The sequence below is a fragment of the Enterobacter ludwigii genome (genome assembly GCF_001750725.1).
Taxonomy (GTDB): Bacteria; Pseudomonadota; Gammaproteobacteria; order Enterobacterales; family Enterobacteriaceae; genus Enterobacter; species Enterobacter ludwigii.
Genome location: NZ_CP017279.1, coordinates 3372967 through 3389823, shown reverse-complemented (window position 1 = coordinate 3389823; position 16857 = coordinate 3372967). Strand labels below are relative to the sequence as shown.

14 protein-coding genes are annotated in these 16857 nt (G+C 56.8%); 7 read left to right on the top strand and 7 right to left on the bottom strand.

What is annotated here, in order from left to right; translation table 11 throughout:
• Positions 1-31: 31 nt before the first annotated feature.
• The 4 genes from BH714_RS15935 to araD are packed head-to-tail and all read left to right on the top strand — an operon-like array spanning position 32 to position 3739.
• The gene (locus BH714_RS15935) at positions 32-1537 is read left to right on the top strand and encodes an FGGY-family carbohydrate kinase (protein ID WP_040018412.1); all 1506 of its coding nucleotides are present in this window, start codon (positions 32-34) and stop codon (positions 1535-1537) included.
• Positions 1534-2208 (top strand): 3-keto-L-gulonate-6-phosphate decarboxylase UlaD, encoded by a 675-nt coding sequence (ulaD, locus tag BH714_RS15930; RefSeq protein ID WP_040018411.1) that lies wholly within the window; start codon positions 1534-1536, stop codon positions 2206-2208. Before BH714_RS15935 ends, ulaD begins: the two co-directional genes overlap by 4 nt.
• Positions 2190-3050 (top strand): L-ribulose-5-phosphate 3-epimerase, encoded by an 861-nt coding sequence (locus BH714_RS15925; RefSeq protein ID WP_040018410.1) that lies wholly within the window; start codon positions 2190-2192, stop codon positions 3048-3050. The genes ulaD and BH714_RS15925 overlap by 19 nt, the downstream gene beginning before the upstream one ends.
• Positions 3044-3739 carry an L-ribulose-5-phosphate 4-epimerase gene (gene araD, locus BH714_RS15920; RefSeq protein WP_014168101.1) on the top strand — a complete coding sequence of 232 codons (696 nt, stop codon included), beginning with the start codon at positions 3044-3046 and terminating at the stop codon, positions 3737-3739. Before BH714_RS15925 ends, araD begins: the two co-directional genes overlap by 7 nt.
• On the opposite strand, the gene BH714_RS15915 is transcribed toward araD, so the two are convergent.
• Positions 3740-4558, bottom strand: a complete 819-nt coding sequence (locus BH714_RS15915; RefSeq protein ID WP_025206441.1) for a helix-turn-helix domain-containing protein — start codon at positions 4556-4558, stop codon at positions 3740-3742.
• A gap of 224 nt (positions 4559-4782) precedes the next feature.
• On the opposite strand from BH714_RS15915, the gene BH714_RS15910 reads away from it, so the two are divergent.
• Both BH714_RS15910 and BH714_RS15905 read left to right on the top strand, forming a co-directional pair.
• The gene (locus tag BH714_RS15910) at positions 4783-6183 is read left to right on the top strand and encodes an MFS transporter (RefSeq protein ID WP_020882660.1); all 1401 of its coding nucleotides are present in this window, start codon (positions 4783-4785) and stop codon (positions 6181-6183) included.
• A 10-nt stretch (positions 6184-6193) separates the two neighbouring features.
• Positions 6194-8149, top strand: coding sequence for a glycoside hydrolase family 127 protein (locus BH714_RS15905; protein WP_025206442.1), 1956 nt, complete (start codon positions 6194-6196; stop codon positions 8147-8149).
• Positions 8150-8244: 95 nt separating this feature from the next.
• Here BH714_RS15905 and BH714_RS15900 read toward each other — a convergent pair whose 3' ends face one another.
• Positions 8245-8985 carry a MipA/OmpV family protein gene (locus tag BH714_RS15900; RefSeq protein ID WP_040018407.1) on the bottom strand — a complete coding sequence of 247 codons (741 nt, stop codon included), beginning with the start codon at positions 8983-8985 and terminating at the stop codon, positions 8245-8247.
• Between the two features lie 117 nt (positions 8986-9102).
• On the opposite strand from BH714_RS15900, the gene BH714_RS15895 reads away from it, so the two are divergent.
• Positions 9103-10068: a LysR family transcriptional regulator gene (locus BH714_RS15895; protein ID WP_059305611.1), complete on the top strand. Its 966-nt coding sequence runs from the start codon at positions 9103-9105 to the stop codon at positions 10066-10068.
• Here BH714_RS15895 and exaC read toward each other — a convergent pair.
• From exaC to BH714_RS15870, 5 genes are all read right to left on the bottom strand, one after another.
• Complete coding sequence (exaC, locus tag BH714_RS15890; protein WP_040018405.1) at positions 10065-11603, bottom strand: acetaldehyde dehydrogenase ExaC; 1539 nt, start codon at positions 11601-11603, stop codon at positions 10065-10067. The genes BH714_RS15895 and exaC overlap by 4 nt on opposite strands.
• An 86-nt stretch (positions 11604-11689) precedes the next feature.
• Complete coding sequence (gene selB / locus BH714_RS15885; RefSeq protein WP_040018404.1) at positions 11690-13537, bottom strand: selenocysteine-specific translation elongation factor; 1848 nt, start codon at positions 13535-13537, stop codon at positions 11690-11692.
• Positions 13534-14919, bottom strand: coding sequence for an L-seryl-tRNA(Sec) selenium transferase (gene selA, locus BH714_RS15880; RefSeq protein WP_040018402.1), 1386 nt, complete (start codon positions 14917-14919; stop codon positions 13534-13536). The genes selB and selA overlap by 4 nt, the downstream gene beginning before the upstream one ends.
• A gap of 103 nt (positions 14920-15022) precedes the next feature.
• Complete coding sequence (locus BH714_RS15875; protein ID WP_040018401.1) at positions 15023-15631, bottom strand: glutathione S-transferase; 609 nt, start codon at positions 15629-15631, stop codon at positions 15023-15025.
• 89 nt (positions 15632-15720) lie between these two features.
• The gene (locus BH714_RS15870) at positions 15721-16857 is read right to left on the bottom strand and encodes an HlyD family secretion protein (RefSeq protein ID WP_014168091.1); all 1137 of its coding nucleotides are present in this window, start codon (positions 16855-16857) and stop codon (positions 15721-15723) included.

Genomic DNA, 16857 nt, shown 5'->3' with positions numbered 1-16857 from the left:
GAAGAGAGGGCGTAAGACAAGAGAGTCAACGATGAGTGAAAAAGAGCCCTTCTGGCTGGGTATCGATTGTGGCGGAACGTATCTAAAAGCCGGTCTGTACACCCGCCAGGGCCAGGAAGTCTGTATTGAGCGCCGCTCGGTTGCCACACTCAGCCCACACGCAGGCCACGCTGAGCGGGATATGCACCAACTCTGGCAGCAGTGCCACGCCACCGTCGCCCTGCTGCTTAAAAATGCCGACATTGGCGGCGCACAAATCAAAGGCGTCGGGATATCGGCTCAGGGTAAAGGACTGTTTTTACTGGACAAGTATGACCAGCCGCTCGGCAACGCCATGCTCTCCTCTGACCGCCGGGCGCTGGAGATTGTACAGCGCTGGCAGCAGGACGGTATTCCTGAAAAGCTTTATCCGCATACGCGCCAGACGCTATGGACGGGGCATCCCGCCTCCCTCCTGCGCTGGGTGAAAGAGAATGAACCGCACCGTTATCAGCAGATTGGCTGTGTGATGATGGCGCACGACTACCTGCGCTGGTGCCTCACCGGCGTTAAAGGGTGTGAAGAGAGCAACATCTCTGAATCCAATCTCTACAACATGAACACCGGGCAGTACGATCCGCAGCTCACACGCTGGCTCGGCATCGATGAAATTGACGGCGCACTGCCGCCGATCGTCGGTTCAGCAGAAATTTGCGGGGAAATCACCGCTCAGGCCGCCGCCCTGACCGGTCTCGCAGCGGGTACACCCGTTGTGGGGGGGCTGTTTGATGTGGTTTCCACCGCGATCTGCGCCGGGTTACATGACGACAGCACGCTCAACGCCGTGATGGGCACCTGGGCTGTCACCAGCGGGATCGCCAACGGTATAGGCCATAACGAGCCGTATCCCTATGTGTATGGGCGCTACGTTCATCCGCAGCACTACATCGTTCACGAAGCCAGCCCCACCTCGTCCGGTAACCTCGAATGGCTGACCACACAGTGGGGCAACATGTCATTCGATGCGATCAACCAGGCCGTGGCCAGCCTGCCGAAAGCCGGAAGCGATCTGCTCTTCCTGCCGTTCCTCTATGGCAGCAACGCCGGGCTGGAGATGACCTGCGGGTTTTACGGCATGCAGGCCCTGCACACCCGCGCGCATCTGTTGCAGGCGGTCTATGAAGGTGTGGTCTTCAGCCACATGACCCATCTTAACCGCATGCTAGCGCGCTTCACGCACGTGCAGGCATTGCGCGTAACCGGCGGCCCTGCCCATTCGGATGTGTGGATGCAAATGCTCGCGGACGTCAGCGGTCTGGCAATAGAACTGCCGCAGGTCGAAGAGACCGGCTGTTCCGGCGCGGCGCTGGCCGCGCTGGTGGGTACCGGCGTTTATCCCGATTTCCGCACCGCGCAGCAGGCTGTCAGACATCACATTCGCGTCATCACACCCGACAAGCATGCCCATGCGGCCTACCAGCGCAAGTATCAGCGCTACCAGCTACTGATTTCAGCACTACAGGGCTATCACGCCCATGTTAAGGAGCACGACCTATGAGCCGACCATTACTGCAGCTGGCGCTCGACCATACCTCACTTCAGGCCGCACAGCGCGACGTCGAGCGGCTTGCGGATCACGTCGATATTATCGAAGCAGGCACCATTTTGTGTCTCACCGAAGGGCTTAATGCCGTGCGCGCACTGCGCCAGCAGTGTCCGAAAAAAACGATCGTGGCTGACTGGAAAGTGGCCGATGCCGGAGAAACGCTGGCTGAACAGGCGTTTGGCGCAGGCGCGAACTGGATGACCATCATCTGCGCCGCGCCGCTGGCAACCGTCGAGAAGGGTCACGAGGTGGCTCTGCGCTGCGGCGGGGAAATTCAGATGGAGCTGTTTGGTCACTGGACGCTGGATGATGCGCGTGAATGGCACCGTATCGGGGTCACACAGGCCATTTATCACCGTGGGCGCGACGCACAGGCCAGCGGCCAGCAGTGGGGCGAGGCGGATCTCGCCAGCATGAAAGCCCTCTCGGATATCGGCCTGCAGCTCTCGATCACCGGCGGCATTACCCCCGCCGACCTGCCGCTGTTTAAGCAGATCAATGTGAAAGCGTTTATTGCCGGACGGGCACTGACAGGCACTGCTAACCCACCGCAGGTGGCCCATGCATTCCATTCACACATCCGCGACATCTGGGGGGAGTCACCATGCGTCAGCATCCGTTAGGTATCTACGAAAAAGCGCTGCCGAAAACGCTCACCTGGCCAGAGCGCCTGGTGCTGGCAAAAAGCTGCGGATTTGATTTTGTCGAGATGTCGATCGATGAAACTGATGAGCGTTTGTCCCGCCTTGAATGGAACACCGCGCAGCGCGCCTCTCTGGTTGAGGCGATGCTGGAAACCGGGGTCGCGATCCCGTCGATGTGTCTGTCTGCCCACCGCCGCTTCCCGTTTGGTAGCCGGGACGAGACCGTCCGCGAGCGCGCACGCGCCATCATGACCAAAGCCATCCGTCTGGCGCGCGATCTCGGTATTCGCACCATCCAGCTTGCCGGGTATGACGTCTATTACGAAGAACATGACGAAGGTACCCGGCAACGCTTTGCCGAAGGGCTGGCATGGGCCGTGGAGCAGGCCGCCGCCGCGCAGGTCATGCTGGCAGTGGAGATCATGGATACCGCGTTTATGAACTCCATCAGCAAATGGAAAAAGTGGGACGAAATGCTCGCTTCACCATGGTTCAGCGTTTATCCGGACGTCGGCAACCTGAGCGCGTGGGGTAACGATGTGGCCGCCGAGCTGACGCTGGGCATCGATCGCATCGCCGCCATCCACCTGAAAGATACCCAGCCCGTGACTGAACAAAGCCCCGGACAGTTTCGTGACGTACCGTTCGGTGAGGGGTGCGTCGATTTCGTGGGCATATTTAACACGCTGAATCAGCTCAATTATCGCGGCGCATTTCTGATTGAAATGTGGACTGAAAAAGCCAAAGAGCCGGTACTGGAAATCATCCAGGCACGCCGCTGGATTGAAGCCCGGATGCAGGAAGGAGGGATGACATGTTAGAACAACTCAAAGCCGAGGTCCTGGCGGCAAACCTGGCGCTGCCCGCCCACCAGCTGGTGACTTTCACCTGGGGCAACGTCAGTGCGGTGGATCGTGAACGCGGCCTGATGGTGATTAAACCCTCCGGCGTGGAGTATGACGTAATGTCCGCAGAGGATATGGTGGTGGTGGACATTGCCACGGGCCAGGTGGTCGAGGGGGTTAAAAAACCCTCTTCCGACACGCCAACCCACCTGGCGCTGTATCGCCGTTACCCTGAAATTGGCGGCATTGTGCATACCCATTCCCGCCACGCCACTGTCTGGGCGCAGGCAGGGCAGGATTTACCGGCATGGGGTACCACGCACGCTGACTATTTTTATGGTGCGATCCCCTGCACGCGGTTGATGACCCCGGCTGAAATTGCGGGTGAATACGAATACCAGACCGGTGAAGTGATCATCAAAACCTTTGAGGAGCGCGACGTAAACCCGATGCAGATCCCGGCGGTGCTGGTCCATTCTCACGGCCCGTTCACCTGGGGAAAAAATGCGGCCGATGCGGTACATAACGCTGTGGTGCTGGAAGAGTGCGCCTTTATGGGGCTGTTTTCACGCCAGCTTGCGCCACAGCTACCGACGATGCAGCAGGAATTGCTCGATAAACATTACCTGCGCAAGCATGGAGCAAATGCCTACTACGGGCAGTGATCACCCGGAATTAATATGCTCCTTACAGTACCGCCGTTTCCAGACGGCGGGCGTTAAGCCGGTATGCTTTGAAAATATCTGCCGGAAATACCCGACATCATTAAAACCGCAGCGGGTTGCCACTTCGGTCAGGGACGCGGAGTCGTTCAGCAACAGCTTTTCTGCCGCCCTGACGCGCTGGCGATGGATCGCTTCCGTCAGGGTTAAGTGAAAGGTCCGGCGAAATACGCGTCCCAGATAATCGGCATTGCAGTGCAAGGCTTTTGCCAGTTGCGATGTGGAAAGCGGCAGATGAAACTGCGTGCGAATAAGCTGTTTTGCCTTCCATGCCATGGCCGCGCCGGCTTCATCGGCTCTGTCTTCATAACCTGAGGAGATCGACACTTGCTGTAAAATCAGCAGCAAAATCATTTCCAGCGCCACGCTTCGCTGTAATTTTTCCTGCTCACTCAGGAATTGCCGGAATAGCGCAATCACATATTGAGCATCGCGCACGCAGCAATGTTGTTCAATGGCCACCGGAAAAGCATGTGGCAAAGGCGACGATTGTGCTTCGACCTCAAAATGCAGCCAGTAGAACCGCAGGTCCGCCGGGAAATCTTCTGTCCCCACGTGTCGACGCGCCGGCCAGAGCAGTAAGCTCTCTCCCGCTTTCACCTCAAAGAGCGTGTTTTCTTCCTGGATCGTTAATGTCCCTTTTTCAACGAAGATAATCTCCCACGAGGTTAATTTGCGCGCCGGATGCCGGCCCACGCCCCGGGAAATAAAGAGCCCACCATTTTGCACTTTAATCGGAAGCGCTATGGATAATTCAAGCATGGATATTCACCATTCCGCTCTGATTGCCATTAATATTCATCTTATGCTTTGATTATTAATGAATATCTTCCTGCCTTCCCGATCGAAATCACAAATTTATCATCAGGTCGGAATCGTCACCTTTTTATACTTTTCCCTTCCCTTGTTGGCCTGAGCGTTCGGTGCAGAATGAATAGGGTACCTTGCATAAATACGATAAAAATCGATTACCGAGGAGTTACCTCATGACTTCCACACCGATTACAGAATCACAGGTCGTACAAGGGGCAATGGATGACCGCCTGTCAGTCCGCGAAAAAATTGGCTACGGCCTGGGTGACGCGGGTGGCACGGTCATTACCTGCCTGATCATGAATTTTCTTACCTTCTTCTACACCGACGTTTTTGGTCTGACGCCTGCGCTCGTTGGCACGCTGTTTATTGCCCTGCGCGTGTTTGACGCCATTTCCGATCCGGTGATGGGGGTGATTGCCGACCGAACACAAAGCCGTTGGGGGCGTTTTCGCCCGTGGCAGCTGTGGGTGGCGCTTCCTGTCGGGGTTATCGGTGTACTGACCTTCACCGTGCCTGACGCCAGCATGGGGGTGAAAATCGCCTGGGCGTTTGGTACCTATCTGCTGTTGTCAGTGGGCTATACCGCCATCAACGTGCCCTACTGCGCGCTGATCAACACCATGACCACCCGCCACAGCGAGGTCATCTCCTGTCAGTCATGGCGCTTTGTGCTGTGCGGTGTGGCGGGCTTTTTGGTCTCTGTTGGCCTGCCGTGGCTGGTCGCAGCGCTGGGCGAGGGCAACGCCGCGCGAGGCTATCAGCTCGGCGTTGGGGTGTTGTGCGCCATCGCCGTGGTGATGTTCCTCTGCTGCTTCTTCTGGGTGCGTGAGCGCGTCCCGCTGGCGCTGATGGGCAAATTCACCTTACGCGAGCATCTGGCCGGCCTGCGCAACAACGATCAGCTCCTGCTGATGCTGGTGATGTCATTCCTGCTGATCAACGTCTTCAACATCCGTGGCGGCGGCTACATGTACTTCATCACCTACGTGCTCCAGGGCAGTACCGCTTATACCTCGCTGTTCTTCACGATGGTGACCTTTGCCGCCATTCTCGGCGCGGTGATCGTGAATCCCCTTTCTCGCCGGATTGATACCGTCAAACTCTATTACTACACCAACCTCGTGCTGGCCGCGCTCGCGGCGGGAATGTGGTTTCTGCCAGGCGGTCCGGCTCATCAGATGCTCTGGCTGATCGTTATTCTGAGTAACGGTGTCATTCTCGGTTTTACCCTGCCCCTGCACTTCTCGCTGATGGCATTTGCAGATGACTATGGTGAGTGGAAAAACGGGGTACGTTCATCTGGCATGAACTTCGCTTTCAATCTGTTTTTCATCAAGCTCGCCTGGGCGTCCAGCGCCGGGATCATCAGCCTGGTGTTTATCGCCGTCGCCTACCAGCCGGGCGCGGGCAACCAGACGCCAGCCTCGTTACAGGGAATTACTGCGATGGAGACACTGCTCCCCGCCCTTTTCCACCTGCTGCTGGCGGTCTCAATCCGCTGGTGCAGACTCAACAATCCCATGATGTCGCGCATTGCCACCGATCTGCGCCAGCGTCACGTATCGTCCTGAGGAGAATGACATGTCCATAATGGAAGCCGACCTGCACACACTGAACATCAACGACCCGTTTCTCGGCCAGTATCAGCGGCTGGTGCGTGATGTGGTGATCCCCTACCAGTGGGATGCGCTAAACGATCGCGTTACCGAAGCCGAACCGAGTCACGCCATCACCAACTTCCGCATTGCGGCTGGGCTGGAACAGGGGGAGTTCTATGGAATGGTGTTTCAGGACAGCGACGTGGCGAAATGGCTGGAAGCCGTCGCGTGGTCGTTGTGCCAGAAGCCCGACTCGAAACGTGAAAAAACCGCCGATGAGGTGATTGAGCTGATTGCGGCGGCGCAGTGTGACGATGGCTATCTCAACACCTACTTCACGGTGAAAGCACCCGGTGAGCGCTGGACGAATCTCGCCGAATGCCACGAATTGTATTGCGCCGGACATATGATTGAAGCTGGCGTGGCCTATTTTCAGGGGACCGGAAAACGCCGTCTGCTGGAGGTGGTATGCAAACTGGCGGACCATATCGACCGGGTCTTTGGCCCCGGCGAGGAGCAGCTTCACGGTTATCCGGGCCATCCGGAAATTGAGCTCGCGCTTATGCGGCTTTACGACGTCACTCAGGAACCGCGTTACCTGGCCCTTGTGAAATATTTTATCGACACGCGCGGCACACAGCCTCATTTCTACGATATCGAATATGAGAAACGGGGCCGGACATCGTACTGGAACACGTACGGCCCGGCGTGGATGGTCAAGGACAAAGCCTATAGCCAGGCGCATCAACCGCTTGCCGAACAACACACCGCCATCGGCCACGCGGTTCGATTTGTCTATCTGATGGCGGGCATGGCGCATCTTGCTCGCCTGAGTCATGACGAGGATAGACGCCAGGACTGCCTGCGGCTGTGGAATAACATGGCCCAGCGACAGCTCTATATTACCGGCGGGATCGGCTCGCAAAGCAGTGGCGAAGCCTTCAGCAGCGATTACGATTTGCCTAACGATACGGTATATGCCGAAAGCTGCGCCTCCATTGGCCTGATGATGTTTGCCCGCCGGATGCTGGAGATGGAAGCGGACAGCCAGTACGCCGACGTGATGGAGCGTGCCTTATACAACACGGTACTGGGCGGCATGGCGCTGGACGGTAAACATTTCTTCTATGTGAACCCGCTGGAGGTACACCCTAAAACACTGGCATTTAATCATGTCTACGACCACGTTAAGCCGGTTCGCCAGCGCTGGTTCGGCTGCGCCTGTTGCCCGCCCAATATCGCCCGCGTGCTCACTTCGCTGGGCCACTATCTCTATACCGTTCGTCAGGACGCGCTCTTTATCAACCTCTATGTGGGGAACGACGTCGCCATACCGGTAGATGAGGGCACCTTACAGCTACGGATTAGCGGTAATTATCCGTGGCAGGAAGAGGTCAACATCGAGATCACCTCACCTGTCCCGGTGACACACACGCTGGCACTACGTTTACCAGACTGGTGCACAAGCCCGGCCGTGTCACTGAACGGCGAAAGGATCACGGGTGATGTCTCCCGGGGGTATCTGTACCTCACCCGCCGCTGGCAGGAGGGAGATACCCTTACGCTGACCTTACCCATGCCGGTCCGCCGCGTGTACGGTAACCCGCTGGTACGCCAGCAGGCCGGCAAAGTCGCGCTGCAGCGTGGCCCGCTGGTCTACTGCCTGGAAGAGGCCGACAATGGCGCGAACCTGCATAACCTCTCCCTGCCTGAGCAGAGCGAATTTCGGGTCTTTGAAGGAAAAGGGATCTTTGCGCACAAGATACTGATTCAGGCGGAGGGCATCGCGCGTCACGCTGATGAGAAAGGCACGCAGGCACTGTGGCAGTACGATCGCGCCCCGGTGCAGCGCCAGCCCCGGACGTTGACCTTTATTCCGTGGTTCAGCTGGGCAAACCGGGGAGAAGGGGAAATGCGGATTTGGGTGGATGAGGCCTGAAGGCATCTGTCCTGTCAGCCTCACCCCAACCCACTCCCACAGGCGCGGGAGATAAAAACCGAGGCCGGGTAAGGCAATCGCCACCCGGCTTTAGATCAGAAACGCCAGGACATGCCGGTCATCAGCGCGAAACTGTCTTCGCGGTCGATCATCGGACTGTTCTTCACGTCGTCAGGTAACACGGTATAGACCGCGCTGGCGTTGATAAACAGATTCTGGGTTAACTGATATTTAGCCGCGAGACCCACATACGGCGTCCAGCTATCACCTGCGGTGTATTCATTGAGGCCTGAGCGGCGAGACTCATTGCCGGATACACCGTAGTAGTAATCGTTATAGCTTTCGTCGCTGTAGAAAATACCTACCGATGGCGTCAGCGTCAGACGTTCCATCCGAACCGGACGGAAGTATGAGATTTCACCGATCACGCCGCCGCTCTCATCCATCGCATCACCCGAGACCGCCACTTTCAGCGAGCCCCAGTGTTCATGGCGGTAGTACGCCCCGCCGAGAAACGCTGATGCTTTACGCTCATCGAGGTGTTTCATCTGAGCGTCGTCGTTATCTTCAGGATCAAATCGCAGTGGCATCCACGATGCGGTCATGCTGAATTCATTTTTTTCGTCTTTCCACAGGATCCATCCGCCGGTGGTCTGGCGAATATAAAACCGGTCGCCTTCATAGCTAATTAACGGTACCGCCGTGGTATTTTCGTTATATCCTTTATAAGGCGACTCATTAAATACAGCCCCCGCCCCAAGTGAAAAGTCACCAGCCATTGCAGATGATGTTGTAAATAACGTGGCTGCGATGAGTAAATTGTATTTAATAGTCATTACATGTAATCCATTTAGACGCCAAACAAGCGAGGCGAATAATAATGGTTACAAATTTGCCAATGCAACGCTGCAGTTTATATAATATTATATATAAAAACATATAGATGGGTGCGCATGATGAATAAGTTCCAGCTAAAACCACGCGAGTTAAAAATTATTTCCGTCATCGCAGCCACCCACAGTATTGGCGATGCCGCAGCCCTGCTGGGCATGGCACAGGCTAACGTCAGTAAATACCTTTCTGACTTTGAAACGCGTGTCGGTCTTAAGGTATTTGAGCGCACGACCCGTCAGCTGGCGCTAACCCAGTTTGGCGAAGCGTTACTCCCCTACATTGACGCCACGCTGGATAAAAATAGCCAGCTCATTAATTTCATTGCTGATTATAAGCATGAGAAGCGCGGAAAAGTGACCATTTACGCCCCAACGGGTATCGTGATGTATCTGGCGCGACACGTGATCCATCAGATTGAGGACATCGGTGATATCCGCATCTCGTTAAAAACGTACAACCTGGATCGTAATGAATATTCCGAAGGGGTCTCGTTCCCCGATGATTGCGATATTCTCATTACCTATGCTCAACCGAAAGATGAAAGTCTGGTCGCCAGTGTGTTAACGAAATATTCCGTCACGGCATTTGCCACAGAAGAATATTTGAAAAACCACCCCTTAACCGGACCTGAAGATTTAATGAATCACTCCTGTATTTTAATAGACTCGATGCTGGTGGATGAGGCGAACATCTGGCGTTTTCGCGTCCACGGCAGCGAGACCGTATATGATTACAGAGTGACCGGAAATTATATTTGCGACAATACGCAGACGGCACTGGAACTGGCACGAAATAATCTCGGTATTGTTTTTGCGCCGAAAGAAAGCCTGAAAAAAGAGCTTAAGAGTGGTTCTCTGGTTCCCTGCTTCCCCCATCAGGAAGAGTGGTGGCTCGACCTGACGGCGATATTCCGCAAACGTGAATACCAGCCCTGGCGCGTGCAGTACATTCTGGACGGCGTACTGAACTGCCTGCGTCAGCAAATTGCTCAGGCTGCCCAGGGGCAGCCTGAGCTGGAGGGTTAGAACAGCCCCAGTGGTTTATCGGAATAACTCACCAGCAGGCATTTCGTCTGCTGATAATGCTCCAGCATCATCTTGTGGGTTTCACGCCCGATGCCCGATTGCTTATAGCCCCCAAAGGCCGCGTGCGCCGGATAAGCGTGGTAGCAGTTGGTCCACACACGCCCGGCCTGAATGCCCCGCCCCATTTTGTAAGCCAGATTACCGTTGCGGCTCCAGACGCCAGCCCCGAGGCCATACGGCGTATCGTTAGCAATCTCCAGCGCCTCTTCCATCGTTTTGAAGGTGGTGACGGCCAGCACCGGTCCGAAAATTTCCTCCTGGAAGACGCGCATGTTGTTTTTGCCGAACAGGATCGTCGGCTCCAGGTAATACCCGTCCTGCAGATCGCCGCCCAGCATTTTACGCCGACCGCCGGTCAGGACATCCGCCCCTTCTTTCTTGCCGATATCAATGTAGTTGAGGATAGTGTCCATCTGCCCGTGCGAGACCTGCGCGCCCATCTGGGTCACGTTATCAAGCGGGTTACCGCTGCGGATAGACTCGACGCGGCGAATGGCTCGCTCCATAAAGCGCTCATAGATAGACTCCTGCACCAGCGCGCGGCTTGGGCAGGTACAGACTTCACCCTGGTTAAAAGCAAACAGCGCAAAGCCTTCCAGGGCTTTATCGAAGAAGGCATCCTCTTCCTCCATGACGTCGGCGAAGAAAATGTTCGGCGATTTACCGCCCAGCTCCAGGGTCACTGGAATGATGTTCTGGGTCGCGTACTGCATGATCTGCTGACCCACTTCCGTCGACCCGGTAAACGCGACTTTGGCGATCCGTTTTGAGGTCGCCAGATATTCCCCTATCTCACCCCCCGCCCCGTTCACCACGTTAATCACGCCTGGCGGGAGAAGGTCGCCAATGACTTCCATCAGCAGCAGAACTGACAGCGGGGTCAGGCGGGCCGGTTTGAGCACAATGCAGTTACCCGCCGCCAGCGCGGGCGCCATTTTCCAGCTCGCCATCAGCAACGGGAAGTTCCACGGAATGATCTGCCCCACCACCCCCAGCGGTTCGTGGAAGTGGTACGCCACGGTGTCGCTGTCTACCTCGCTAATTCCGCCCTCCTGAGCGCGAATACAGGAGGCAAAATAGCGGAAGTGGTCAATGGCCAGCGGCACGTCTGCCGCCATCGTTTCACGGATTGGCTTGCCGTTATCCCAGGTTTCCGCCGTTGCCAGTAGCTCCAGATTCTGTTCCATCCGGTCAGCGATTTTGAACAATATTGCCGCTCTGTCCTGAACAGAGGTATGCCCCCATTTGTCTTTGGCTTTTTGCGCGGCGTCCAGCGCCAGGTCGATATCCCCCTTGCCGGAGCTGGCTATCTCACACAGCGGCTGGCCGGTAACGGGCGTCAGATTGGAATAGTATTCGCCGTCGACGGGTGCAACCCAGTCGCCGCCGATAAAGTTTTCATAACGGGGCTTCAGCTTGAGGGGAAAACCATACTCGCCAGGCTGGATACGCGATGAGGGAGGATTGTTTGTCATGACCGTCTCCTTGCTGTTGGTGTACAACAAGGGTAGTTCCGGCTGGCGATTTTCTCGCCAGCCGGTAACGGTGTTTACGACGGGGGTCACGGAGTTTCAGGAAATAATAACGAATCCCGCAATAAATGATCGTTGCCACGACGACGGGTAAAACCGATGCGGTTGAAATATTCCAGGATCTGAATCGCCAGCTTGCGCCCGACGTTCAGCCGATCACGGAAATCTGCTGCGCAGGTCGTGCCTCGCGCCTGATCCAGCTCGCGGATCAGGTTAGCAAACGCCACAATGCGATCGTTACGGTAATAACGATCTTTCACGATCGCGACGATTAATCCCTGCTGCGCCGCATGGCGCAACACCTGGCGCATCACCTGTTCGTCGGTATTCGTTTCACGTGAGAGATCGCGAACCCACCACGGCTCGTCGCCAAACAGCGGGGCCACTTTCTGCCATATCGCCTCTTGCCCGGCGTTGAACCCGGCTTTGTGATCCGGCAGATGCAGCCAGCCGTGGTGGCTTTTTATCAGCCCACTTTCGCGCATGTTTTCAATCAGCAGCAGCACCAGCGCATCGTATTCCATCGGCAACGCCATGCGTCGCAGGCGTTCACGTCCCGGGCCGGGTTCATCCTGATGCTGTTCATGGTAAGTGGCGAGCGTGGTCAGTACCTTGCGCTGCCAGCATGCTGCGACCGGGGCATTCAGTAAATTGTTACCCGCCTGAATAAAACCGGGCTCCTGGGTCAGCAGGCGTAATCCTTCCGCGCTGAGCTGACGAGCCCATGCGAAATCGCTCAGATTGACGGCACCGCGCTCAAGATGAACAAGCAACGCGGCTTTATCATCCGCGGCCTGCGCCAGCGCTCCCAGCCATTGCAGATACTCCGGCTTGCGCTTGCCGCGACGCGGCGGGTTGAGCGCTACTACCCGCGCCCCGGCCAGCGTCTCCCGGGCCGAAATGTCACGCAGTACCAGACGGTCATTATCCGCGAGCCACAGTGGCGAATCGAAAACCAGTTCGGCAAGGTCGTTTTCCAGCAGTGACACGCGCCCGGTGATATGGCTGGCCGCTTGGTGGATATGCAGCGGCTGCCATTGGGTCAGCGGCACATGCGTCTGCAGGGCGACGATCGCCCGCTCAGAAGGCTCTGGCGGTACACCGGCCAGCAGCCAGTCGCCACGGTTAAGCTTCTCTTTTTCCGCATCGCCCGCAATATTGAGCGCGATCCGCTGCCCGGCATGGGCATGCTCTACGGGCTGGTTCTGCGCATGCAAACCGCGCACACGCATCGGGGCGTTGGCTCCCGTGAGCCATAAGGTATCGCCCACGTTCACTTCACCGCTCAGCGCGGTACCGGTGACCACCAGCCCCGCGCCTTTAACGGTAAAGGCCCGGTCGATCGCCAGACGGAAACGATGATGGCTGGCATGCTCGCGTGAAGTAAGCCGCTGCAAATGGTGGCGAAGTTCGTCAATACCGCGCCCTTCTGTCGCCACGGTGACGAACAATGGCGCATCGGCAAATCCATACTCCCGCAAGGTCGCCTGCACGGTTTCACGCACCGCGTTGAGTCGCGCCTCATCGACGCGGTCAGCTTTGGTCAGCGCAACGGTCAGCTGCGGGTTGCCCGTCAGCTGTAAAATTGCCAGATGTTCACGCGTTTGCGCCATCACGCCGTCATCACAGGCCACCACCAGCAGAGCATGATCGATGCCACCGACGCCCGCCAGCATGTTAGAAAGAAACTTCTCGTGTCCCGGTACATCAATAAAACCCAGCACCCGGCCATCAGGCTGAGGCCAGTAGGCATAGCCCAGATCGATGGTCATGCCGCGTTTTTTCTCTTCCGGCAGACGATCGGCATTCACCCCGGTCAGGGCCTGTAATAAGGTGGTTTTTCCGTGGTCGACGTGACCGGCGGTGGCAATAATCATTTCAACAGCATCTCCAGAAATCGCGCTTCATCTTCAAGACAGCGTAGATCCAGCCACATTCGGCCATCGTAAATGCGCCCGATAATCGGTGCTGGCAAGGCACGCCAGCGCGCCGACAAAGCGTCAAGCTGGCTGCCGCGCCCGTCACGGGGTGTAAACGTGAGCGCCGCGCTGGGCAGCCTGTCCACCGGCAGTGAACCGCTGCCGATCTGCGACTGACAAACTTCAAGGCGCACGTCAAAATCGGGGTAGTGCGGCGCAACGTGTGGCAAGAGCAGCTCACCCTGGGCGCGAATTGAGGCGGCATCACGGGCCAGCAGGCGCAGCGTGGGCAGACGTTCAGCCAGTTTTTCCGGGTGGAGATAAAGGCGCAGCGTCGCTTCCAGCGCAGCAAGCGTCATTTTATCGGCTCGCAGTGCACGTTTGAGCGGGTGCTGCTGCAGCTTCGCAATAAGCGCACGTTTACCCACGATAATCCCCGCCTGCGGGCCGCCAAGCAGTTTGTCGCCGGAGAAACTCACGAGACTGACGCCCGCCGCAATCATCTCCTGCGGCATGGGCTCTTTTGGCAGACCGTACTGGCTCAGATCGACCAGCGAACCGCTACCGAGGTCGGCCACCACCGGCACACCCAGCTCACGGCCCAGCTCCGCCAGCTCCGCCTCTTCAACGGTTTTGGTGAATCCGGCTATCTGATAATTACTGGTGTGGACCTTCATCAGCAGCCCGGTATTTTCATTCACTGCCGCGCGATAATCTTTTGCATGCGTGCGGTTGGTGGTGCCCACTTCATGCAGGGTACAACCCGCCTGGCGCATAACATCCGGAATGCGAAACGCACCGCCAATCTCGACCAGCTCGCCACGGGAAACCACCACCTCTTTACCGCTGGCGGTCGCTGCCAGCATTAACAGTACCGCCGCCGCGTTGTTATTCACGATGCAGGCATCTTCCGCGCCGGTCAGCTCGCAGAGCAGGTCCGCCAGCGCCCGATCGCGATGTCCGCGCCCTGCGCCGTCCAGATCGTACTCAAGCGTCACGGGGGAACGCATGGCCTGCACGACCGCAGCGACGGCCTCTTCTGCCTGTTGAGCGCGACCAAGGTTGGTGTGCAGCACGGTTCCCGTCAGGTTGATGACCGGGCGTAACGCGCTTTGTGCTTTCTCCTCGAGCCTCAGCTCCACTTCCTGCCCCCACGCCGCACACCAGTCCGGCAATGCATTTTCTGTCTGAATATGGCTGCGGGCTTCGTCCTGAAGCAGACGTAATATTTCAACCGTCGCGGTATGGCCGAACCGCGCAACGGCAGCATGCACGCGCGGCTCGCGAAGAAGACGGTCGGTTGCAGGGATCTGGCTGTACAGGGAGTGATGAGTTGTCATGAAAGCGCCTGGCGAGTAAATATCATCCCCCCTCCCGACGGGAGAGGGAGTCAACATAAGAAGGGATTGTACCGCCTCCTGCTGCGAAGTGTTATAACCCGCATCAAGCCTTTGGCGGTTCGGTACGGGCAAAGCTCTCGCGCTGAAAGAGCGTTTCTGCAAGCTTCACCAGCAACGGACGGTCAACGCACCAGCCGGGAGAAACGCGGCGGAAATTGAGATAACCGATGGCACAGGCAATGGCTATCGTTGCCAGGTTCAGGCTATCGGGTTGAATTTTTCCCTCCCGGATAAGCTGTTCGCACCAGTCCAGGCTGCGGCTGATTTTTTCACGCTGGCGTAACAGTTCCGTTTCAGACTGCTGGGCGGCGGGTCTTGCCTGCTCGCGCACGGACGTTAACGCCGCATCCATAACACCGTCGGCCAGCGCTTCAATTTGCTTCATTGCCAGCGCCGCGTTTGGATCGGCCGGTAACATCGCCGGGGCTACGCCGAGCAGCTCGATGTACTCCGCAATAATGGGGGAATCAAACCAGTACTGGCCTTCGTCTGTTACCAGCGCCGGCACTTTTCCCAGCGGGTTGTACTGTGCCACACCGTTTTCAGCGTGATAAGGCTGTTCATTGACGAACTCGAATTCAATCCCTTTCTCCAGCAGGAGAATCGAGATTTTTCGCACGAAGGGACTGGTGTAGCTGCCGATAAGTTTCATTGCCTGATCCTTGATGCCGAAAAAAGTCAGTATGGATCAAGCGATGAAAAAAGGGCAGGTATGCGTGTCGCATTCCTGCCCTGAAGGGGTTAGTGATCGAGATAGAGGTAGTGCATCCAGCTGGTCATACGCAGCAGCACCTTACGCATTACCGAGACGTGAGCAAAGTGATCCGAATAGACCGCCACCTGAGCATAAATGCCGTCGGGCAGTGCATCGACATCAGCATTCGGTTCCAGCTCGATAGTGCCTAATACGCCATCGGTGCCAGGGATCACGGTCAGCGACTGCAGCGCACCCTGCGCCTGGTATGACCCCCCCGGCACCACCGGCAGAATGCTGGTGAGCTTGCCGGAGAAGACCTGGCCCGGCAGCGCGTTGAAGACCACTTCCGCTTCGTCGCCCGGCTTCAGACGCAGCAGCGAGTTCTGACGGAACTGGGCCACAATCTGGCGTTTCTGTTCAGGAATAAAGACCATGACCGGGCGCAGCGGCAGCGCGGCAGCATAGGTCCCCGGACGAATCAGCACCTGCGTGATATAGCCATTGCTCGGCGCACGCACTACGGTCTGATCCAGGTTGTATTTCGCTTCAGCAAGCTGAGCACGCAGGGAAGCAACCTGGGATTGCTCACCGTTGACCATACTGTCTAACTGACTTTGTATTTGCGTCTGTTCAGCCACCGAGCCTTTTACCAGCGCATCCTGCGCCAGATAGTTTTGCCGTGCGTTGTCGATATCGCTTTCAGAGAACGGGTTAACCTTTGCGCGGCTGCCTTTCAGGTAGCGCTGGTAATCTTTATACAGGCGATCACGTTCAGCGGACACGCGCGTGGTATTGGCGACCGCTTCCGCAAGCTGCGCTTTGAGATTGTCGATATTGTGAGTGGCGGTGACCAGGTCGGCCTGCAGTCTGTCGACGCGCGCCTGATAGCGGCCCGGATCAAGTTTAAATAACACTTCGCCTTTTTTAATTAGCTGGTTATTTTTATCGGTAACTTCACTCACTACCCCAGTAACCTGCGGCGTAATCGGAATGGAAATAACCGCTTTTTGCGCCGTAAAGGTATAGGGATGGTTATAGTTCATCAACAGGATAAGCCCGGCGACAATAAACACCCCACCTAATGTTGCGGTCGCGAGGGTCCACTGGTTTACCGGAATACGGAATATTTTAAAAATGGCCCAGGCAAAGGCCACATAGGTCAAAATAATCAGCAGATCCAT